Source organism: Pseudomonas sp. SZ57, from assembly GCF_009495975.1.
Classification (GTDB): Bacteria; Pseudomonadota; Gammaproteobacteria; order Pseudomonadales; family Pseudomonadaceae; genus Aquipseudomonas; species Aquipseudomonas syringae.
In genome coordinates this window covers 92,552-113,745 of the sequence record NZ_WIBD01000015.1, presented here as the reverse complement: position 1 = coordinate 113,745, position 21,194 = coordinate 92,552, and the positions used below count along the sequence as shown (strand labels likewise).

The following is a 21,194-nucleotide window of genomic DNA, read 5'->3' as shown; positions in this document are numbered from 1 at the left end:
GCCGAACTCTGCTGCCGGCTGCTGTCGGCCACCTCATGGCAACCACTGCTGAGCTGACGACTCATGCCACTGACGTCATTGGCATTGCTGCGCACCACTTCGATCATGCTGCGCAGGTCACGCTGCATGATCGCCAGGCTGCGAATGAGCATGCTGGCTTCGTCACGGCCGCGGGACTCGGCGATAGGTTCGCGCAGGTTGCCATGGGCAATACTGTCGGCAATACGGCTGGCGGACGCGAGCGGGATCATGATGCTGCGCGTCACCCAATGCCCCTGGATCAGCAGCAGCAAAATACTGATCGAAAGCACGACCGCCAAGGTGACATTGGCACTTCGCGTGGTCTGACGGGTGCGTTCGCCGCTGGCTTTGGAGTTGTCCTCGATCAGGTCACTCAAGCTCGACATCTGCCCCTCCAGTTGCGTGAAGGCACTGGAAAATGTGCCCAGCTCTTGCTGCGCGCGGTCCGGACTGTCGATGGCCAGCCCGACAATCCGCTCGCCTGCGCTGATATAGGCGTCGAGGCTCGGCTTGATCCTGCTCAGCTCTGCCTTGATGGCTTCGGTGAGCGGCAGTTGCAGGTTATCGCTCACGACCTTGCGAAACAGTGCGGCATGCTCTTTGAGGGATGCCTGCACTTCATCACGCGAACTGTTGCTCCTGCCCAGACCAAACAGCATCGCTGACAGCACATCGGCGCGCAGCGCGTCGTGCATCATGTCGGCTTGCAGGTGATTGCCCAGCGCAGCCATGCTGACTTCACTGTCGAGCATCGCCGCCTCCATGCGCGTATTACCCAGGTAGTTGACCAGGCTGATGATCATGACGGTCAGCACACTGGTGCCTATCAGCAAGAACAGACGTAGTTTTATCGACATCCTGTAGCCCTCCGGCCAATGAAATAACGCGAGCTGCGGATTGCTCTTATCTACAGCTTATCGACGCACGTTGCCAGATACTTAAGCCTATTTAACCGATTTTGCCGAATCGTCAGTCGATCATGTCGAACGCCCGGCCTGACGCCGCTCTGTAACGCGTCTATGGTGAACTAAAGACATTCAATCCCCACAGGAGCAAGCACTGTGCCTGACAAGAAGTTCGCCATCGATCTCGCCTACCGGCCCCGCCTTGCCGACCTCAAACCACTGATGTCGACTACACCCTTACTCGAACCACAGGCGCTGGCCGCAGGACGCACCACACCAGCAAGCGACTTGAAAAAACGCACCGGCTATGCCGAGAACTTCCTCGGTGATCTCATCGTGCCCTGGCCGACTGCCGACGAGGAGCTTGCGCCTGATGTCTATCCTTTGAAGAACACGGGGGATCGTCTCGATTACACGCACTTTTCCATCACCATGTCGCGCAGTCGGCGTCTGGCGCTGTATGTCGGCGTCAACATTGATGGTGCCAATAGCGTAGAGGTCAAACGCAGCAAGGATTCCTGGGCATTTGACGGCCGCCTGCCCGCCGAAGCGCAGATTGGCGAAAGCGTGTACGCCGACAATCTGCTGGATCGCGGCCATCTGGTTCGGCGTCAGGACCCTAACTGGGGCAAGGAAGCCGAAGTCGCCAACAGTGACACCTTCCACTTCACCAACTGCTCGCCGCAGATGGGTGCGTTCAACCAGAAGACCTGGCTGGAACTCGAGGACTACATTCTCGAGAACACACGACGCTGGAAATCACGGGTAACGGTGTTCACCGGCCCGGTGCTGCGCGACGACGACCGCAGCTACCGCAATGTCAAAATCCCTTCAGCATTCTGGAAGGTCGTGGCGTTTCTCGGTGATGACGGCAAGCCTTCGGCCAGCGCCTACATGATCGACCAGACCCGCGAGCTGGGTAAGCTGGACATCATGTTCGGCCCGCTCAAAACCTGGCAACGCAGCGTCGCGCAGATCGAGCAACTCACCGGCATCCGCTTTGGCGACCTGTCCAGCTACGACGGGTTCTCCAACGAAGAGCGCCTGACTGGCACACGCATCGAAGCCCAGATCCGCGGACCGCAGGATATTCGGGTCTGACCTGCCGGTCAGCGCGGCCTACTCCACGTTCGATCCCGAGCGTGCAGCAAGGACACAAACGTGTGACGCCCAGCGCCACACGTTTGTAACCTGAGCACTACTCGAACTGCTGACGGTTTTCCGGAGTAATGAGCTTGAACGGCACCCAGATGACCGGCGACGCCAGGGTTTCGCCGCGCGCCATGCGCATCGCGGCATCCACTGCGCCGTTGGCCTGCCCGAGCGCATCCTGGAACACGCTCACCGCCATCTTGCCTTCGGCCATCAGCTTCAAACCATCCGGGGTGCCATCGATCCCGCCCACCAGATAATCACCCGCCTTTTTGCCGGTTTTTTCCAGCCCCATGATTGCCCCAATGGCCATTTCGTCATTGTTGGCAGCGATGATGGAGAAGTCCACGCCCTGCTTGACCCATTCAATCACGATGGTCGCAGCCTGACTGCGCTCCCAGTTGCCGATTTTCTTCTGCACAACCTTCATGTCCGGGTACTTGGCGACCACCTTCTCCACGTCCTCGGTGCGCATGACCGATGATTTGTTGCTCGGGTCGCCGACCAGAATCACCACATTGCCCTTGTAATTGGCGCGGCGGGCCAGCTCTTCCATCTGCAATGTGCCGGACTCCAGTTCGTCAGAGCCGACGAACGCCGTCAGCGCAGGCCACTTGGCAGGCTCCGGATTGCGGTTGACGAATACCAGCGGAACCTTGGCCTCGTTGGCCAGACGCATCATTTCCGGCGCACTTTTGCCACTCACCATGGCGACAACGATGGCATCGACTTTCGAGTTCACCAGATTGCGAAACTGCCGCATCTGCAGTTCCACGTCGTCCTGGCCGTTTTCCATGAAAATGTCGGCGTCCAGCAGCGCTACCTGTTTTTCCACGCCGTGGCGCAGGATGGTCTGGAAGTTGTCGTTGTATTTGGCCATGCCTACACCGATCAGCGGCGTGGCAGCCTGCGCCAGGCCAGCGAACAGCAGGCTCGCACTCAGGGAAATCGATAACCACTGTTTCATGTTCTGACTCCCGGGGCGTTAAACGCTGAAATGATGGAGCAGCTCGCGCTGATCCCTGGCCATTTTCGACAGGTCCTGACTGCTGATTGCCGATTGCTCGGCACCGTCGGCGGCCTGCTGGGCGGAATCGTTGATGTGCGTGACCATGCGACTGGTCTCCTGCACGGTCGCGCTTTGCTGTTCGGTGGCCGCAGCGATCTGAATGTTCATGTCGCGAATCACATCCACCGCCTCGCCCATTTCCACCAGCAATTGATCAGCGCCGGAGGCCAGTGTCACGCAATGGTCGGACTGGATCTGGCTTTCGTTCATCACCTCTACCGCCGAATGGATCTTGCTCTGCATCTGGCCGATCATTTCCTGGATTTCGCTGGTGGAGGTCTGAGTTCGACTGGCCAGCGAGCGCACCTCATCGGCCACCACCGCAAACCCCCTGCCCTGCTCGCCAGCCCGCGCCGCTTCGATGGCGGCGTTGAGCGCCAGCAGGTTGGTCTGTTCGGCAATGGTGCGAATGGCGTCGACGATGCCGTCGATGTTCTGCCCGTATTTCTGTAACTCGTCGGTCACCGCAGATGCCTTGTTGACCTGTTCAGCCTGCTGGCGAATGTTGACGATGGTTTCAGCCACGCGCTTTTGCACTTTCCCGGTCAGCTCACTGGTGCTGTCCACCGCGCCGCGTGTGTCCTGAGCTCGACGGGCGACTTCCTCGACCGTGCTTTCCATTTCATTCATGGCTGACGCGGCAGAGTTGAGACGATCCTTCTGCTCGTCGACCACGCGGGTAGTCTGCTCACTGATCTGCGCGTTCTGGCTGGCGGTCAGCGCCAGGGCATCGGCCGACCCGATCAGCTGGCGAAACGTCTGTTGCAACGACTGGGTGAATTCATTGAGATAACCACCCAGCTCACCAAACTCATCGCGGCGGCTGACGTCGAAACGTACCCGCATGTCGCCACTGGTGAGCGTCTTCAAAACCTCGCGAAACGCAGCCAGAGGGCGACGCAGGCTGAAGGCGACCCATGTGCCGATGATCGCTGCCGCCATGACGGCCAGCAGGCAGGCGATCAGCAACAGGCTGAGGCTTGTGGCAATGGTCGAGTCCGCCCCGGCCTTGGCCTCGTTGGCCACCGCCAGTGACTGATTGCCGAACTCGCCAATCTTGCCCAGCGTTGCCTGAAGACGGGTTTCCGCTGCCTGGCGCTGTTTGTCGACCTGCTCGGCGAGTGCCGCTTCCTGCCTGTAGGCCTGATAAACGCCGTCGCTGCCGGTCAGATCGTTAAGCAGGCGGTTGACCATCACGCCGGCAATCCGGCCAGCACGCGGGTCGGCTGCGATGAGCTCCCGTGTGCGGGTGCTGATCACCTCATCCTGCAGGTTGAGCACGCGCTGCAAGGTCTGAATATTCGGTGTGGCGGCATGGGCAGCCAGACCGTCGTAGGATTTGCCGACCTCCAGTAGCAGCTTTTCCCCCGCTGCCACCGTCTCGGCGGAGCCGGCGTTGCGCTCGCGGGCAATATAGTCACGAAGATAACCGGTCAGTTGCGCGCCCTGACTGCTGCTGTAGCCCTGTAACACTCGACTCTGAAGTGCCTGCAGAACGTGCTGGCGGTGGCTGGCGATCAGGGTCTGCGCCTGCTCGGCATAAGCAGCACTCAGTTGGCGTTGCTGGTTCAGGTTGTCGCGCAGTTCGGCACGATCGCCAATATAGGCAGGCGTGCTATCAAGCAGCTGATTGAACCGGGTCATGCTGTCGTTGAAGGGCTGTTTGCCATCGTCGATCTGTTTGGGATCAGTACTGACCAGAATCCCGAGCAATGCCTGGTTGGCGCGCAGCACATGCACGTAAAGCTCGCTCGCCGCCCTGCTCAACGGTGCGGACTGCCCTGTAATAACGCTGATCCGATCACTTATGGAATGGGTGCTTTGATAGCTGATACCTGCCATGGCGAGCAGCAGTACCACCAGCACAGCAAATCCACCGATCACTCGCTGAAGAATGGTCATGGCTATCCTCTTTTATTTTTATTGCGCTGAATCTGATCCGGGCCCGCGTGGAGAACGTCAGTCCGGAAAATGATCGCAACACTAAAGAGAATGTCGGCCGCGCCAAGGGCGACTTGAGACGTAGATCACATTATTTTTACTGGCAGGCGCCACTAAAGGACTGCCTGACCTGAGACGTCACGCAGCCCTCTGCCAGAATACGGGCGATCAGCGGAAATGACGCGCCACAGCCTCCGGCGCATCAGGCACGTCCATATTGATCCGGCGCCAGGCCGCCTGGGCGAAGCTGTACACCGAAAACGCAATCAGCCCAAGTGCCACGATCAGCAATACCAGGCCGCCTGCGGGCAGATCCTGCAAACCGTTGAGCGCATCTTTCATGCCAGGCGGGTGCATGGCCTGATAACTGGAACCGCTGACCGCCAGTAACACGGCGATTTCGATGAACGCCACGCCGCGGGCGATCAGGCCGAAGCGCGAGACAGGACGCACGTATTTCATGACGTCTTCGTCGGCCTCGAAATACTTCTCGAAGGACGCCTTGTAGCCCTTGATTATGTGCACAATGCCCAGCCCCAGGGGCACCAGGGCGACCACATAGACCAGCAGATTGGAATGATCCCAGGACAAAATGGCTGCCAGCAGGTCCTTGGCCTGCCCGCCGTCCGATGAGCCGCCGGAGCTCTTCAGCCCACTGACCAGCAGGCCCAGGGCAAAGAACGCCAGTGCGCCGTACGTAAAGCCGCCCACCAAAAGGCCGCCGCGAATCACCAGCCCCTTGAATTCGCGGCCATGGTGGTCAACGTCCCGGGTAGCCTGCAAGACACGCCATGCCGCGAACGCCAGCAGGCCGACGATCACCACCCCGACCAGAACACCGCCGAAAGGCTGGCTCAACAGCGCTTCAAGACTGCTGTGGCTGTCGGCCGGCTGCGAGGAGCCCTGCGCCGCCAGTACCGCGAACAGACCGATAATCAGATAAACAACACCACGGGCGGCATAACCGCCTCGTGCAAGTAGAACAAGGCCGCGTTGCGCCGACATAAATAACTATCCCTGAAAGTAATTACAGGAACAGACCGGGCACGGCCCGAGGGGTTCGACCCGATTGACGACGCGTCGTGTCATGCGCCGTCATCGGGTCACGCGCCGTCAGGCAAACGTAGCACCGCGCGCGTTCACGAACACCGAATAAAGCGAATGGCTGCTGGCCATGAACAGCCGATTGCCCTCTCGCCCGCCGAAGCAGATATTGGCGCAGCGTTCGGGCAGGCTGATGTGGCCGATGGCCTTGCCTTGAGGGTTGAACACTCGCACGCCGTCGAGTTTCTCCATATCCGCTTTGGGATCACCGTTACCGCCCCAGCCGCACCACAGATTGCCGCTCTCGTCGCACTTGATGCCGTCTATCGCCGCGTAGTCCAGGCCTTCGACAAGCTTGCGCCGCTCGCCCAGCGTGCCATCTTCCTTGACCGCTATAGCCCAGATAAGGCCATTGGGTTTGGCCCGCCCTTCGACCACATACAAGGTTTTCTCGTCCGGCGAAAAGCACAGGCCGTTCGGACCTGCCAGATCATCGATCACTCTGGAGACCTTGCCGTTCGAGGGGTCTATGCGATAGACGCCGAAAGGTTGCTCCTGCTTGACCTTTTGACCTTCGTAGTTGCTTTCGGCCTGGAAGGTGGGATCGGTGAACCAGATAGACCCATCACGTTTGCAGGCGATGTCGTTGGGCGAATTGAAAGGTTTGCCCTCGAAGCTGTCGGCCAGCACGGTGATCCGCCCGTTGTACTCGGTACGCGTTACCCGCCGCCCCTCATTGGTCGTGCTGGAGCCCTCACAAACCAGCAGCCTGCCCTGACGGTCGCGACACATGCCATTGGAAAAGTTCGAGTGCTCGCGGTACACCGACAGCTCACCCGTCACCTCGTCCCAGCGCATGATGCGATTATTGGCGATATCGCTGACCAGCAAGTAGCGCCCGTCACCGATCCACACCGGCCCTTCGGCCCAGCGCATGCCGCTGGCCAGCTTCTCGACGCTGGCATTGAATATTCGTATGTCGGTAAAGCTGTCATCCAGCACACGGACCAAAGGGTCGGGGTAGCGTTGGGTCAGCGGCTGAGCGCTGGAAAGACGCGGCAATGCGCCGATGGCGGCAACGGTTGCGGAAACGGCCAGTGACTGCTTGAGAAAGCCCCTGCGGCTGTGATCGGGTGTATTGCCTGACGATGAGAATTCCATGATGAGCATCCATTATCTTTATTATAGGAAAAGCGCCCGCCTTGCGGCCGCACGTCATCCTACAAGATACCGCTGGATGGCTTGAATAATGGCCGTGTGCGATCAGACTTCGCCTGCAGATATACCGTCTCCCATGCTTCGACACACACTCGCGATAAGGTATCTTGCGCCACTCCTTTTCAACGACCCAAGGCCCCCCATGCCATCCAGCAAACGCGAACAGGCCCACACAGATCGGCGTCTGGTGAGCGCACTGACGAACGCCTGCGAGACCGCCAAGGCCGAGATGCCGGGTTTCTGCTGGCTGACTCATGAAGTCGATTACGCAGCATTCCCGGCCAGCCTGCAGGTGGTGTGGGTGTTTGATACGCTGGCTGACAAGAACGCTGCGCTGCAGCGCGGGTTGGACAAGCGCATGATCGGTCTCACGGTAGAGGCACTTGACGATGCTCAGGTCAGCCTGTCGAATGCAGCGGCGCATGTGCATGTCGACTGCGAAGAGCAGTGCCTGCGCGAGAACGCGGGCGACTGGCAGCAGCGCATCAAACGCAAATACGCCAGACGAGGTTGAGCATGGCCAAGGACATCGAAAACCCGTGCATTTCCGTGTGCCAGCTCAGCGGCGATCTGTGCGTGAGCTGCGGGCGTACCAAGGACGATATTCGCAAGTGGAAGCGTATGAAACGGCCTGAAAAGATGGCAGCCGTGCAACGCGCGACCCAGCGACTGAAAAGCCTGCAGAAAAAGAGCATTTGAAGCCTAAATTTCATCTTGGGTGCGGAAACTTCTTTAAAACGGCCCGGGTCAGTATTACCCGTGACTCGGTTGCCTGGAGTCGGACGAATTACAGGAACTTCACTCTTGGTCAGTCATGCAGATCGCCGCAACACCCTTTCACTGGACAGTCTGAATTTCTTCCTTGCCGATGTGCGCGATGGCCTGGGACCGTATCTGGCGATCTATCTACTGGCGGTGCACAAATGGGACCCGGCCAGCATCGGCGTGGTGATGACCATTGCCGGCATTGCCGGGCTGCTGACCCAGACACCTGCCGGGGCGCTGATCGACCGCACGCCCTACAAGCGCGCCATGATCGGCGTGGCGGCCTTGTTGGTGACGCTGAGTTGCCTGATTCTGCCCTTTACTTCGTCTTTTTCCGTGGTCGCCCTGACCCAGGCGTTGAGCAGCATTGCGGCCTCGGTATTTGCACCGGCCATCGCGGCCATTTCGCTGGGCATCACCGGGCCCAAAGCGTTTACCCGCCGTACCGGGCGCAACGAAACGTTCAATCACGCAGGTAATGCCTGCGCAGCCCTTCTGGCTGGCGGCTTCGCCTATCTATTCGGCCCTATCGCGGTGTTTTACCTGATGGCGGCCATGGCGCTGGCGAGCATTGTCGCGGTCAGCTTCGTTTCCGCAGATGCCATCGATCACGACGTGGCTCGGGGTTTCGACGCCAGCCACGACGTCAGTGGTCATCAACCGTCAGGCCTTTCTGCGCTGTTGAGCAATAAACCGCTGCTGATGTTCGGTATCTGCTGCGCGCTGTTCCATCTGGCCAATGCGGCAATGCTGCCGCTGGTGAGTCAGAAGCTGTCACAGATCAACATGCAGATGGCCACACCGCTGACCTCGGCGTGCATCGTCGCGGCCCAACTGGTGATGGTGCCTGCCGCGCTGCTGGTAGGCATGAAAGCGGATGTCTGGGGGCGCAAGCCGCTGCTGCTGGCCGGCTTTCTGTTCTTGCCGATTCGCGGTGTGCTGTACACCCTTTCCGATGATCCCTATTGGCTGGTGGCGGTGCAGATGCTCGACGGCATCGGCGCTGGCCTATTCGGTGCCCTGTTCCCATTGATGGTCAAGGACCTCACTCAAGGCAGCGGGCGTTTCAACGTGAGTCTGGGTGCGCTGTCCACGCTGTTCGGACTGGGTGCAGCGCTGAGCAACAGCCTGGCGGGTTTTGTCGTGCATGCAGCAGGTTACAGCGCGGCATTTCTGACCCTCGCCGGTGTAGCAGCGGTAGCGTTCTGTCTGTTGTGGCTGGCTGTGCCAGAGACCCTTTCGCGCTCGCATAACGAAACCGGGCTCAAACCGGACAATGCAGTAGGCGCGTGAAACGTCTTAGCCCACTGTAACTGCTCTGACCCGCCAGCCCTCGCGCTGGCGAGTCGCGACTACCAGACCACCTCCTTCACCCTCCATCCCGCCAACCCAACGCCCTGCCTCGTCCCACAGACCACTGCGCCCCGCCGACTGCCAGCCGCCAGTCGGCCCGCCATGATTGGCCATCAACACCGGCAGCGAGTGGCGGCGGGCATGCCCCGAAAGCAGTCCGGCATCGTATTCATAGCCTCCCGGCGAGATCAGCACACTGGCTGCGTACACCCAGGATCCGCCTTGCGCCATGCGTTGCGCGTGCTCGGCGTGGGCGAAGTCTGCACACACGCACAGACCGATCCGCTGCTGATCAACTGGCAGATAGCAGTCCTCGCTGCCGGCACTGAACACGACGTCTTCGCCGGGGTGCAGGTGTTGCTTGGCATAGGCGATGACATCGCCCCCGGCGGTGAAGGTCAATGCGCCGATCAGGACACTGTCGCTCGGCCCCCTGAGTGGCACGCCAACGGTGGTCGTCAATTGCAATTTCACAGCAAGTGCCGCGAGCGGCGCCAAACGTGCATCGTCGGCAAGCAAGGCGAGTTCGCGAGCCAGATCCGGCTCGTAGCCTGTCAGTGACAACTCGGGAAACAGCAAGTAACTGGCGCCCAACTCAGATGCCTGTTGCATGAACGCCGAATGCCCGGAGAGATTGTGTTCGATATCTCCCCGCGCAGAGCAGAATTGGGCAGCGGCGAGTATTGGAAACATCATTGGCTCTCCAGGGAAAACGAGATTGGCAGACGCAAGCTTAGCCCGCGCCGCATCTGGTTCACACATAGTTACATTTTTACCAACGACCCATGTTGTATGACGTCTTATCTTGTCTGGCAGTGACTGACATCTCATTACAATAAAAAACGGAGATTCACCGCATGCCGCAAACCCCGTCTCTGAAAGAAACGGCCACGCCAGTAGCCGAACCTCGTCTCAAGAAATTTGCAAAATTATTGGGGCCCGGCATCATTGCCGTGCTGTCCTGGCTGGGCGCGGGCGATCTGATCACCTCATCGGTTGCAGGCGCCAGTTATGGCTACGCCATGATGTGGGTACTGGCGATTTCGCTGTTGCTCAGGTTCCTGATCGTCAACATCATCGCCCGCTTCCAGCTCTGCAATAACCAGGGCATGACCATCCTCCAGGGTTACGCGCAACTGCACCCGCTATTCGCCTGGTTCATGCTTGGCTACGCATTGCTCATGGGACATTTGATCAACGCCTACATGATCAAGGGTGCTGGCGAGGCGCTTGCCATGCTGCTGCACATCGACCAGCCACTGCTCTGCTCCGTCGCAGTGGTGATTGCCGTGTGGCTGTTGGTGGGGCGCAATATCTACGCAATGATCGAAGGCGTGATGAAGGTGCTGCTGGCCATCATGACCCTGGCGTTTCTGACCCTGGCGATCATGTCCGGGCCCGATGTCACCGGCATCATCAAGGGCACCATCGGCTTCAGTATTCCGCCTGATGAAGGCGTACACGGCGCGCTGCTGGTGGCGGTCTCGGTGATCGGCGCCGTGGCGGGGTCGATCGCCAACTTCGTCCACCCTTACGTGATGCGTGAAAAAGGCTGGACCGGCCCAGAGCACAAGCGCATCCAGCGCAACGATCTGCTGTTCGCGGTGATCGTCGGCATCATCATCAACCTGGCCATCTGGGTGGTGGGCGTCGAAATCCTGCGGCCCAACGGTATTCAGGTCAACACCCTGGCGGACCTGGGCAAGGCGCTGGAGATCTTCTTCGGCCCGCTGGGCTGGTACATCTTCTTCATCGGCGTGTTCGCCACGCTGTTCGCCAGTATTTCCGGCAAGACCACAGCCTTTCCGATGCTGATCACCGATGCCTTCCAGCACATCCAGCCCAAGCGCCGCGAACGCTACGGCAAAGTGTTCCACAACGATCCGATGCACCGCTGGTTCATGCTGTTCATTCTGGTCACCCCGCTGATCTGGTCGCTGCCCGGCATGCCGGACTTCGTGACCCTGACGCTGGGCGTCAATGCGCTGAATATCATCGGGTTGCCTGTCATCTCGCTGGGGCTGCTGATCATGTCCAATCAGAAGTCACTGCTGAGCAAGGAATACCGCAACAACTGGTTCGAAAACATCGCGCTGACCTTCGCCACCGGACTGGCGTTGTGGGTGGCGTTTCAACTCGGGACAGAGTTGCTGGCGTAAGTGATCAAGGTCCATTTCCTCAACGGAAATGGACCTCGCGCGTGCTCCCCGATCTCACCTGAATCCCGAGCCTCAACGCCAGAATGCCTGCTGATAGACGCAACGGTTACATCTCCCTTGAACAAACAACAATAATTCTCAAAGGAGATGTTATATTGTATCTATTATTATCAGGAAGTCTCACATGTCGTCTCGTAGAATCGCGTCTCTGGCAGGCTTGGCAATCGGAGTTTTGGGCAATACGGGATACGCGGAGGAAGGCCCGCAGACCATTGAACTGGAAAGCGTCAATGTCACTTCCGACTATCAGTACGAGACGGCGACCAGCCCGGCCCAGGGCTACCGCGCCACCCGCTCGGCCACGGCCACCAAGACAGACACCGCCATCGCGGATATCCCGCAGTCGATCAGCGTAGTACCTGCTTCAGTGCTCAAGGACCTTGGCAGCAACAATGTCGAGCGCGCGCTGGATTTTGCCGGCGGCGTGTCGAAGCAGAATAACTTCGGCGGGCTGACGCTTTACGAGTACAGCATCCGCGGCTTTACCACTTCCGAGTTTTACAAGGACGGCTTCAGCGCCAACCGCGGCTACCCTGCAACGCCGGATGCCGCAAATATCGAGCGCATCGAAGTGCTGAAAGGCCCCGCCGCCAGCCTGTACGGGCGTGGCGATCCGGGCGGCACGGTCAACATCGTCACCAAGAAACCCCAGCGTGACGCCTTTACCACCTTGCAGACCAGCGCAGGCAGTTGGGATCGCTATCGCACCGCGCTGGACGTCAACACGCCGCTGGATGAAGAAGGCACTCTGCTTTCGCGGGTCAATCTGGCGGTAGAAGACAACAACAGCTTTCGTGACCATGTAGAGAGCAAACGGGTGTTTGTCGCCCCGTCCTTCAGCTGGCAATTGAACCCTGACACCCGTCTGCTGGTGGAAACCGAGTTCGTGCGCCACACATCGACGTTCGATCGAGGTGTGGTCGCCCCCAACAACAAGTGGAGTGGCGTGTCGCGCTCGACCTTCCTCGGCGAGCCGGACGATGACATCGATAACGACAACAACATGGTCCAGTTCGCCCTGGACCACCAGCTCAACGATGTCTGGTCACTGCGTCTGGCCAGCCATTACAAACAGGGCGAGATGTCGGGTTTCGCCAGCGAGGCGCGCCCGCTGAACGCCGACGGGCACACTGTCAATCGCCGTTACCGGGAGCGCGACAACAACTGGCATGACAGCATCACCCAGTTGGAGTTACGCGGCCGTTTCGGTGGCCTGGGCGTCGAGCACGAGGTGCTGATCGGCACCGAGTACGAGAACTATCGCAAGAACGAACGCGTCACGACCATCGCCGGCAGCCCCTACGCCATCGACATCTACAACCCGGTCTATGGCCAGCCGAAACCCGCCGGCGCACGCTCCGGTACTGATTTCTACGAGCATGTCGAAAGCCGCGCGCTGAACCTGCAGGACCAGCTTGTCTTTACCGACAAGCTGCGCGGCATGATCGGGGCTCGCTACGAGCACTTCGATCAGCAGGTCGATGACTTCACCACCAACGCCACCTCCGGACAGCGCCAGGACGCTTTCACTCAGCGCGCCGGGCTGCTTTATCAACTCACACCGCAGGTCGGCCTGTTCGCCAACGCCTCCACCTCGTTCAAGCCCAACAATGGCCTGGATGCCGTCGGCAAAACCTTCGACCCGGAACAAGGCGTCGGCTACGAAGTCGGGATCAAGAGCGAACTGTTCGACGATCGCCTGAGCACCACCCTCGCCGCCTTTCATATCGAAAAGGAAAACGTTCTCGCGCTGGATCCGGGCACCGACACCAATCGCGCGGTGGGCAAAGCTCGCAGCCAGGGTTTCGACCTGCAGTTTACCGGGCAGGTCAGCGAAGCCATTCGGGTCATCGGTGCGTTCGCCTACATTGACGCCGAAGTGACCAAGGGCGATCAGAACATCCCCACCGGCAGTCGCATCCTCGGTGTCGCCAAACGCAGCGGCAGCCTGCTGGGCGTCTATGAGTTTCAGGAAGGCGCGTTGCGCGGCTCGGACGTGGGCGCGGCGTACACCTACGTGGGCGACCGCTCGGGGCAGTCAGGCGCTGACTTCGAGCTGCCGGCCTACCAGACCGTAGACCTGCTGGCGCATTACAAAGCCAGCGACAACGTCACAGTAGGTCTGAACCTGAACAACATTTTCGATGAAAAATACTACGAGCGCTCCTACAGCAATTACTGGGTCGCGCCTGGCGAACCGCGCAACGTTACGGTCAGCCTGACCCTCAGCCTCTGACGCCCATGGCAACCCGGATCAATACACTCCGTTCACAACAACAAGGACGCATCATGCTTTCAAGCAAACCTTTCCTGGCCCTGGGCCTGCTCGGCGCTTTGTTCGCCAGTCACGTCAATGCGCACGGTCTGTGGACCGAACAGCGTCGCGGCAATATCGAAGTGGTCTACGGTCATGGCGCGGAAGACAATGCCTTCAAGGCACAGAAAGTCAGCGGTGCGTGGGCCTACGACCTGCAGGGCAAAATGATCCCGGTGACGGTACAACGTCTTGAAGACCACGCGCGTCTGGTGCCGCTCAAGCCGCCTGCGGTCATGAGCGTTGCGCTGGATAACGGCATGTGGACGCGCGACGCCGAAAAGAAATGGATCAATGAGGGACGCAGCAAAGTGCCCAATGGCACCGACTCCATCCACACCTTCAAATACAGCGTGGCCATTTACGCCGAAGGCGCGCACCTGCCAGCGTTCAACAAGTTGAATTTCGTGATCGTGCCGCAGACCGACCCGTTGAAAGTCGGCGCAGGCAAACCACTGCCGGTTCGCGTACTGATCGACGGCAAACCCGCCGCCGGTATCAAGCTGATCGGCGATTACCGCAGTGCACCGGACGTCGTCAGCGCCGAAACCGATGCACAAGGTCTGGCCAGCGTCATCGTGCGTAATGAGGGGCTGAATATCATCGCGGCCGAGGTCACGCTGCCGGTCAAGGACAACGCCGACATCGCCGAACGCGGCTTGTTTACCTCGCTGACGTTTGTCGGTGAGGCGCATCACGAGTAGCCCCCCCTTCCTGCTTCCGGAAAACGCCTGCCGCAGGCGTTTTCTGTCTATAAGTGCGTGAACCTGAGCTGCCCTCCTCCAAACCTCTCCACCCGAAATATTCCCTTTAGTAAACAAAGTTTCCAGAAAGCTCTGGACGCTGGATTTCCTTTCGCCTATAAAACAGCATTCAAGAATATTAAATTCCTGTAGAGAATTTTATTCATCGACGAAACACCTCTGCATTTGACCTTTTTCGCCCTGCGCCGAACTGCCGCCACCCTTCAGAGGACACGCCATGCAACACGAGAAGAACCATTTCATCCTGAAGATCAGCTGCCCGGCGACCTCCGGCATTGTCGCGGCGGTGACCTCCTACCTGGCTGGCAACAGCTGCTACATCGGTGAAATGGCCCAGTTTGACGATGAGTACAGCGGCACTTTTTTCATGCGTGCAGTGTTTCGTTTCAACGATGGTCATGAGGGCGACATCCAGCAGTTGAAAGCCGGCTTCGACGCGGTGGCCAACGACTTTGCCATGCAATGGGAGCTGCATGACACGCGCCGGCCGATGCGTGTGCTGCTGATGGTCAGCAAGTTCGATCACTGCCTGACCGACCTGCTGTACCGCTACCACAAGGGCGAAATGGACATGACCATCACCGCCATCGTCTCCAATCACCTGGATTTGCGACCGATGGCCGAACGTGAGGGTATTCGCTTCATCTATCTGCCCGTGACCAGGGAAACCAAGGCCGCGCAGGAAGCCGCGCTGATGAAGGTGGTCGATGAAACCGGGACCGAGCTGGTGGTGCTGGCGCGCTACATGCAGATTCTCTCCGACGACCTGTGCCAGCAACTGGCGGGCCGGGCGATCAATATCCACCACTCGTTTCTGCCGGGTTTCAAAGGCGCCAAGCCCTACCACCAGGCTTACGAGCGCGGTGTGAAGCTGATCGGTGCCACCGCGCATTACGTCACCAGCGACCTGGACGAAGGTCCGATCATCGAGCAGGAAGTGCAGCGCGTCGATCACGTCTACCTGCCTGCCGACCTGGTCGCGGCGGGACGCAATAACGAAACCATCGCGCTGTCGCGGGCAGTCAAATACCACCTGGAGCACCGCGTGTTTCTCAACACGGATCGAACGGTGGTGTTCCGATGAGCGCACACATCATCGACGGCAAGGCCGCCGCCGCTCGCGTTCTGCAGCAGGTCAGACACGACGTGAACACCTTGAAGGCCGAAGGCATCGAACCGGCGCTGGCCGTAATCCTGGTCGGTAACGACGCGGCCAGTGAGGTCTACGTACGCAACAAGATCCTGCGCGCCGAGGAAGCCGGCATTCGCTCGCTGGAACACCGCCTGCCGGCCGACAGCAGCCAGGCCCGCTTACTGGCGCTGATTGCCGAGCTGAACGCCGACAACACGGTACACGGCATTCTCCTGCAACTGCCCTTGCCCGCTCACCTAGAAGAAACCCGCGTCCTGCAGGCTATCGATCCGGGCAAGGACGTAGACGGCTTTCACAGTGAAAACGTCGGTGGGCTTAGCCAGGGGCGCAACGTACTGACGCCCTGCACGCCCAGCGGCTGCCTGCACTTGCTCGAAGAAACCTGCGGCGATCTGAGCGGCAAGCATGCGGTGGTGATCGGGCGTTCCAACATCGTCGGCAAACCCATGGCCGCTCTGCTGCTGCAAGCGCATTGCTCGGTGACGGTGGTGCATTCGCGCAGTCACGACGCCAGGGCCTTGTGTCAGTTGGCCGACATCGTCGTGGCGGCGGTTGGCCGCCCGCGTCTGATCGATGCCAGCTGGCTCAAGCGTGGCGCGGTGGTGATCGACGTCGGCATCAACCGCATCGAGGACCATGGCCGCAGCCGCCTGGTGGGCGATGTCGATTTCGCCAGCGCCACCGAAGTCGCTGCTGCCATCACGCCCGTTCCCGGCGGAGTCGGCCCGATGACTATCGCCTTTCTGATGAAAAACACCGTGACTGCTGCCCGTCAGCAGGCCCACGCGCAACGCAGCCAATCGGAGGCCGTATGCCTTTCAACCTGTTGAAATACGGGCTCAGTTCGGAGTACCCGGTCGAGGTAGATCTGCCTGCGCCGAAGGAACTGAAGTCCTCCTACGACGTGGTGATCATCGGCGGCGGCGGGCATGGCCTGGCCACCGCCTACTACCTGTCGAAATACCACGGCATCACCAATATTGCCGTGCTGGAAAAAGGTTACCTGGGCGGCGGCAATACAGCGCGCAACACGGCGGTGATCCGCTCCAATTACCTGACCAGCGAAGGCGTGAAGTTCTATGCCGAGTCGGTGAAGATGTTTCAGGGCCTGTCCAACGAGTTCGACTTCAACATCATGTACTCCGAGCGCGGCCAACTGACCCTTGCGCATACCGACGCCACGGTCCGGTCGTTCCGCCAGCGCGCCGAGGTCAACAAGCATTTCGGCGGCCGCACCGAGATGATCGACCGCCAGCAGATCCGTGAACTGGTGCCGAGCCTCAATCTGGACCCCGGCCATCTGCCGGTGCTGGCAGGCCTGTGGCATATAGACGGTGGCACCGCCCGGCATGACGCGGTCGCCTGGGGCTACGCCAAGCAGGCGGCCAAGCGTGGTGTGGAGATTCATCAACTGACCGAAGTGCAGGAACTGGTGATCGAGAACGGCACCATTAAGGCGGTGAAGACCAATCGCGGCACCATCCAGTGCGGTTGCGCCGTGCAGGCGGTGGCAGGCATGAGTTCGCAGATGATGAAGAAGGCCGGGATTCGCTCGCCGATCCAGACCTTCCCGCTGCAAGCGATGGTCACTCAACCTTTCAAACCCTTCCTCGACCCGCTGGTGAGTTCGTCCGCCCTGCACTGCTATGTGCAGCAGACCAGCCGTGGCGAAGTGGTGTTTGGCGGTGGCTCTGATCCCTACCCGTTGTTCAACAGCCGCTCGACGCTGGACCTCAAGGAAAGCCTGCTGGCCCACGCCATCGAGATGTTTCCGTTTCTGGCCAACGCCAAACTGATGCGCCAATGGGCCGGGATCACCGACATGACCCCGGATTACAGCCCGATCATGGGCCTTTCCCCGGTCAGGAATTACTACCTGGATGCGGGCTGGGGCACCTGGGGCTTCAAGGCCACGCCGATCTGCGGCAAGACCATGGCCGAACTGGTGGCCAGCGGCGGCAAGGTGCCCGAGTTGATCAGGCCGTTCGCGCTCGAACGCTTCTCGACCTTTCAGCAAGTCAACGAAATGGGCGCAACAGCGGCCAGCCACTGACGGAGAGCGACACATGAAAATCATGACCTGCCCGCTCAACGGGCCGCGCAACATCAGCGAGTTCACCTACGGCGGGGAATTCAAACACATGCCCGACCCGCAGACCTGCAGCGATGCCGAGTGGGCCGATTACGTGTTCAACAGTGAGGACACGCTGGGCGTGGTGCGCGAGTGGTGGATGCACAATCCCTCCAGCTACTGGTTCCTGGCCGAGCGCCACACCGGCAGCGACGAGATCATCCGCACCTTCGATCCACGCGAACTATTTACCGCACGTATCGACTTCGCCCCTCTCGCCTCCAAGGAGATCGCAGGATGACCACCCCCGCCCGCCTGCCCGCGCCCATGGGCCTGCTGATCGATCGCAACCAGCCGCTCACGTTCAGCTTCGATGGCAAAACCTATCAGGGCCTGCAGGGCGACAGCATCGCCAGTGCCCTGCTGGCCAACGGTCGCTTCCTGCTTTCACGGTCGTTCAAGTACCACCGCCCGCGCGGTCCGCTGACCATGGCCGGACAGGACGCAAACAGCCTGATCCAGTTGCCTCACGAGCCCAACGTAATGGCCGACACCGTTGCGCTGCAGGAAGGCTTGCAGGCCATCGGGCAGAACTTCAACGGCTCACTGGACAACGACCGGGACGCGTACCTGGGCAAGTTCTCGAAGTTCATGCCGGTGGGTTTCTACTACCGTTCGTTTTACAAGCCCAAGGGCATGTGGAAAGTCTGGGAGCCGATCATTCGCAAGAAGGCCGGCCTTGGCGTGCTGGACCTGACCTTCCAGCCCGAGTACTACGACAAGGCCTACCTGTTCACGGATCTGGCGGTGATCGGCGCGGGACCTGCCGGCTTGCAGGCAGCACTGAGTGCTGCCAATGCCGGCGCCAAGGTATTGCTGATCGAACAGCAGCCGATCCTCGGCGGTTCGCTGGCGTATGCCCGCTTTGATGTCGAAGGCCTGCGTGCCGAACAGCTGCGGCGTGAACTGGTCGCTGCGGTAGAAGCACATGACAATATCCAGGTGCTCAAGCACGCGACCTGCAATGCCTGGTTCACCGACAACTACCTGCCGGTGATTCAGGGCAAGCGTTTGTACAAGGTGCGCGCCACGCACTGTCTGGTGTGCAGTGGCTCGTTCGATCAGCCGGTGATTTTCCGCAACAACGACCTCCCCGGCGTCATGCTGACCAGCGCCGTACAGCGGATGATCAAGTTGTACGCCGTCAAGCCTGGCAAACGCGCGGTGGTGCTGACCGGCAATGATGACGGTTACCTCGCCGCACTGGATTTGCACGATCAGGGCGTCGACGTGGTCGCGGTTGCCGATATGCGCAGCGGCCCGTCGGACCGCACGCTGCGGCTTGCGCTGGAGAAGCGCGGCATCGTCTGCCACGTGAACACAACGGTCTATGAAGCGCTGCATGAGAAAGGCATGCGCCATGTCAGCGGCGCCGAGCTGCGCAAGATCACCGGCCAGGGCCAGGTGGCGAACAGCGGTTCGCGTGTCGACTGCGACCTGCTTTGCATGTCCGGCGGCTACATGCCGGTCTACCAGTTGTTGTGTCAGGCCGGCGGCAAGCTGGCCTATGACGATCAACAGGCCGAATTCGCGATCAGCAGCCTGCCGCAGAACCTGGGCATCGCGGGCTCGGTCAACGGTTACCACGCGCTGGACAATGTACTGGCCGATGCCGCGCATGCCGCCGCCAGCGTGGTCACGGCACTGGGCCTGACCTCGGCTGAAAGCCCTGCCCCGCTGCGCAGTGAAGCGCAGGTCAACTTCGCCTGGCCGATCTTCCCGCACCCTGACGGCAAGGATTTTGTCGACTTCGACGAAGACCTTCAGGTACGCGATATCGTCAATGCCACGCGCATCGGCTACCGCGACATCCAGTTGGTAAAACGCTATTCCACGGTAGGCATGGGCCCGTCGCAAGGTCGCCACTCGGCACTGCCGACGGCACGACTGGTGGCTGCCTCGACCCAGCGCAGCATCAGTGAAACCGGCGTGACCACGGCCCGGCCGCCCTTCGAAGCAGAGAAACTGGCACACGTTGCAGGCCGTGCCTTCGATCCGTATCGGCAGACGCCCATGCACCAGCGTCATGTGCAGGCAGGCGCGAAAATGATGCCGGCCGGGATCTGGCAGCGTCCCGCGTTCTACGGCAACCCCTCGCAACGCGATGCCTGCATGCAGCAGGAAGCGCTGCACGTGCGCAACAAGGTCGGCATCATCGACGTGTCGACACTCGGCGGCCTGGATGTGCGCGGCCCCGACGCCGCCGAACTGCTCAACCGCCTGTACACCTTCGCCTTTCTCAAACAGCCGGTGGGACGTTCGCGTTATGCGCTGATGACCAACGAGCAAGGCGTGGTCATCGACGACGGCGTTTGCGCGCGCTTTGCCGAACAGCATTTCTACGTCACCGCCACCACCAGCGGCGTGGATCGCATTTATCAGCAGATGCTCAAGTGGAATGCCCAGTGGCGTCTGAACGTGGACATCACCAACGTCACGGCGGCCATCGCTGCGGTCAACGTGGCGGGTCCGGATTCGCGCAAGGTGCTGGAGCAGGTCTGTACCGACCTTGATCTGTCTGCCGCAGGTTTCCCTTATCTTGGCGTGCGCCTGGGCACGGTTGCCGGCATCAAGGCGCGGCTGTTGCGGGTCGGCTTCGTCGGCGAACTGGGCTACGAGATCCACGTCCCCGCTCGTCACGCGCTCAGGCTCTGGGATGCACTTGTCGAGGCTGGCAAGGCCTTTGACATGCGTCCGTTCGGCGTGGAGACGCAACGCCTGTTACGTCTGGAAAAAGGCCACGTCATCATCAGTCAGGACACCGATGGCATGACCCATCCGGCCGAAATCGACATGGGTTGGGCTGTCAGCCGCAGCAAGCCTTTCTTCGTCGGCCGCCGCTCGGTGGACATCCTCGAAGCCCAGCCGCAGAAGCGCAAGCTGGTTGGCTTCACCCTGCCCAAGGCCAGCCCGCTGCCGCTTGAGGGGCATCTGGTGCTCAAAGGCCCGGACATCAGTGGCAACGTGACGTCCTGCGAGTACTCCTCGACCCTGGGCATGATCATCGGCATGGCCTATGCCGCGTTCGACCAGAGCACACCCGGCCAGCAGATTCCGATCCGCGTCGAAGATGGCGTGGTGGTTCAGGCAACCGTCGTGAAACTGCCGTTCTTCGACCCTGAAAACCAGCGCCAGGAGCTCTGAC

17 protein-coding genes and 2 pseudogenes are annotated in these 21,194 nt (G+C 60.2%); 12 read left to right on the top strand and 7 right to left on the bottom strand.

Features of this window, described 5'->3' with window-relative positions; genetic code table 11:
• Positions 1-122 precede the first annotated feature (122 nt).
• Positions 123-878 (bottom strand): annotated as a pseudogene (locus GE543_RS27935) (MCP four helix bundle domain-containing protein); the annotation flags it as partial.
• Between the two features lie 204 nt (positions 879-1,082).
• Between GE543_RS27935 and GE543_RS15105 the strand changes: the two are divergent.
• Entirely contained in the window at positions 1,083-2,027 is a 945-nt protein-coding gene (locus GE543_RS15105) for a DNA/RNA non-specific endonuclease (RefSeq protein ID WP_371927170.1), read from the top strand.
• Between the two features lie 97 nt (positions 2,028-2,124).
• On the opposite strand, the gene GE543_RS15100 is transcribed toward GE543_RS15105, so the two are convergent.
• The 5 genes and pseudogenes from GE543_RS15100 to GE543_RS15085 form a co-directional block, all read right to left on the bottom strand.
• A complete protein-coding gene (locus GE543_RS15100) occupies positions 2,125-3,045 on the bottom strand; it encodes a substrate-binding domain-containing protein (RefSeq protein ID WP_024660336.1) in 921 nt (306 codons plus the stop codon).
• Between the two features lie 18 nt (positions 3,046-3,063).
• Positions 3,064-3,822: a methyl-accepting chemotaxis protein gene (locus GE543_RS27930; protein ID WP_370661141.1), complete on the bottom strand. Its 759-nt coding sequence runs from the start codon at positions 3,820-3,822 to the stop codon at positions 3,064-3,066.
• A gap of 96 nt (positions 3,823-3,918) precedes the next feature.
• Positions 3,919-4,089 (bottom strand): annotated as a pseudogene (locus GE543_RS27925) (HAMP domain-containing protein); the annotation flags it as partial.
• Positions 4,090-5,256: 1,167 nt separating this feature from the next.
• Positions 5,257-6,093 (bottom strand): DUF1206 domain-containing protein, encoded by an 837-nt coding sequence (locus GE543_RS15090; protein ID WP_003423890.1) that lies wholly within the window; start codon positions 6,091-6,093, stop codon positions 5,257-5,259.
• 108 nt (positions 6,094-6,201) lie between these two features.
• Positions 6,202-7,302, bottom strand: coding sequence for an SMP-30/gluconolactonase/LRE family protein (locus tag GE543_RS15085; RefSeq protein ID WP_153221771.1), 1,101 nt, complete (start codon positions 7,300-7,302; stop codon positions 6,202-6,204).
• Between the two features lie 190 nt (positions 7,303-7,492).
• On the opposite strand from GE543_RS15085, the gene GE543_RS15080 reads away from it, so the two are divergent.
• The 3 genes from GE543_RS15080 to GE543_RS15070 all read left to right on the top strand — a co-directional run bounded on the left by GE543_RS15080 (position 7,493) and on the right by GE543_RS15070 (position 9,408).
• The gene (locus tag GE543_RS15080; RefSeq protein ID WP_004410727.1) at positions 7,493-7,864 is read left to right on the top strand and encodes a hypothetical protein; all 372 of its coding nucleotides are present in this window, start codon (positions 7,493-7,495) and stop codon (positions 7,862-7,864) included.
• A 2-nt stretch (positions 7,865-7,866) separates the two neighbouring features.
• Positions 7,867-8,049 carry a DUF1289 domain-containing protein gene (locus GE543_RS15075; RefSeq protein ID WP_003315517.1) on the top strand — a complete coding sequence of 61 codons (183 nt, stop codon included), beginning with the start codon at positions 7,867-7,869 and terminating at the stop codon, positions 8,047-8,049.
• Between the two features lie 105 nt (positions 8,050-8,154).
• Positions 8,155-9,408, top strand: coding sequence for an MFS transporter (locus tag GE543_RS15070; RefSeq protein WP_004410725.1), 1,254 nt, complete (start codon positions 8,155-8,157; stop codon positions 9,406-9,408).
• 6 nt (positions 9,409-9,414) lie between these two features.
• Here GE543_RS15070 and GE543_RS15065 read toward each other — a convergent pair whose 3' ends face one another.
• Entirely contained in the window at positions 9,415-10,164 is a 750-nt protein-coding gene (locus GE543_RS15065; protein WP_153221770.1) for a carbon-nitrogen hydrolase family protein, read from the bottom strand.
• Between the two features lie 161 nt (positions 10,165-10,325).
• Here GE543_RS15065 and GE543_RS15060 point away from each other — a divergent pair, with 161 nt between their 5' ends.
• From GE543_RS15060 to GE543_RS15025, 8 genes are all read left to right on the top strand, one after another.
• The gene (locus tag GE543_RS15060; RefSeq protein ID WP_100072004.1) at positions 10,326-11,627 is read left to right on the top strand and encodes an Nramp family divalent metal transporter; all 1,302 of its coding nucleotides are present in this window, start codon (positions 10,326-10,328) and stop codon (positions 11,625-11,627) included.
• Between the two features lie 184 nt (positions 11,628-11,811).
• Positions 11,812-13,923 (top strand): TonB-dependent siderophore receptor, encoded by a 2,112-nt coding sequence (locus GE543_RS15055; RefSeq protein WP_153221769.1) that lies wholly within the window; start codon positions 11,812-11,814, stop codon positions 13,921-13,923.
• Positions 13,924-13,976: 53 nt separating this feature from the next.
• Complete coding sequence (locus tag GE543_RS15050; protein WP_153221768.1) at positions 13,977-14,705, top strand: DUF4198 domain-containing protein; 729 nt, start codon at positions 13,977-13,979, stop codon at positions 14,703-14,705.
• Between the two features lie 277 nt (positions 14,706-14,982).
• Positions 14,983-15,849 (top strand): formyltetrahydrofolate deformylase, encoded by an 867-nt coding sequence (gene purU / locus GE543_RS15045; protein WP_003346974.1) that lies wholly within the window; start codon positions 14,983-14,985, stop codon positions 15,847-15,849.
• A complete protein-coding gene (gene folD, locus GE543_RS15040) occupies positions 15,846-16,748 on the top strand; it encodes a bifunctional methylenetetrahydrofolate dehydrogenase/methenyltetrahydrofolate cyclohydrolase FolD (protein WP_153221767.1) in 903 nt (300 codons plus the stop codon). Before purU ends, folD begins: the two co-directional genes overlap by 4 nt.
• Positions 16,730-17,971: an FAD-dependent oxidoreductase gene (locus tag GE543_RS15035; protein ID WP_003423862.1), complete on the top strand. Its 1,242-nt coding sequence runs from the start codon at positions 16,730-16,732 to the stop codon at positions 17,969-17,971. Before folD ends, GE543_RS15035 begins: the two co-directional genes overlap by 19 nt.
• A gap of 13 nt (positions 17,972-17,984) precedes the next feature.
• Positions 17,985-18,290 (top strand): sarcosine oxidase subunit delta, encoded by a 306-nt coding sequence (locus GE543_RS15030; protein ID WP_003396121.1) that lies wholly within the window; start codon positions 17,985-17,987, stop codon positions 18,288-18,290.
• The gene (locus GE543_RS15025) at positions 18,287-21,193 is read left to right on the top strand and encodes a 2Fe-2S iron-sulfur cluster-binding protein (protein ID WP_153221766.1); all 2,907 of its coding nucleotides are present in this window, start codon (positions 18,287-18,289) and stop codon (positions 21,191-21,193) included. Before GE543_RS15030 ends, GE543_RS15025 begins: the two co-directional genes overlap by 4 nt.
• Position 21,194 lies beyond the last annotated feature (1 nt).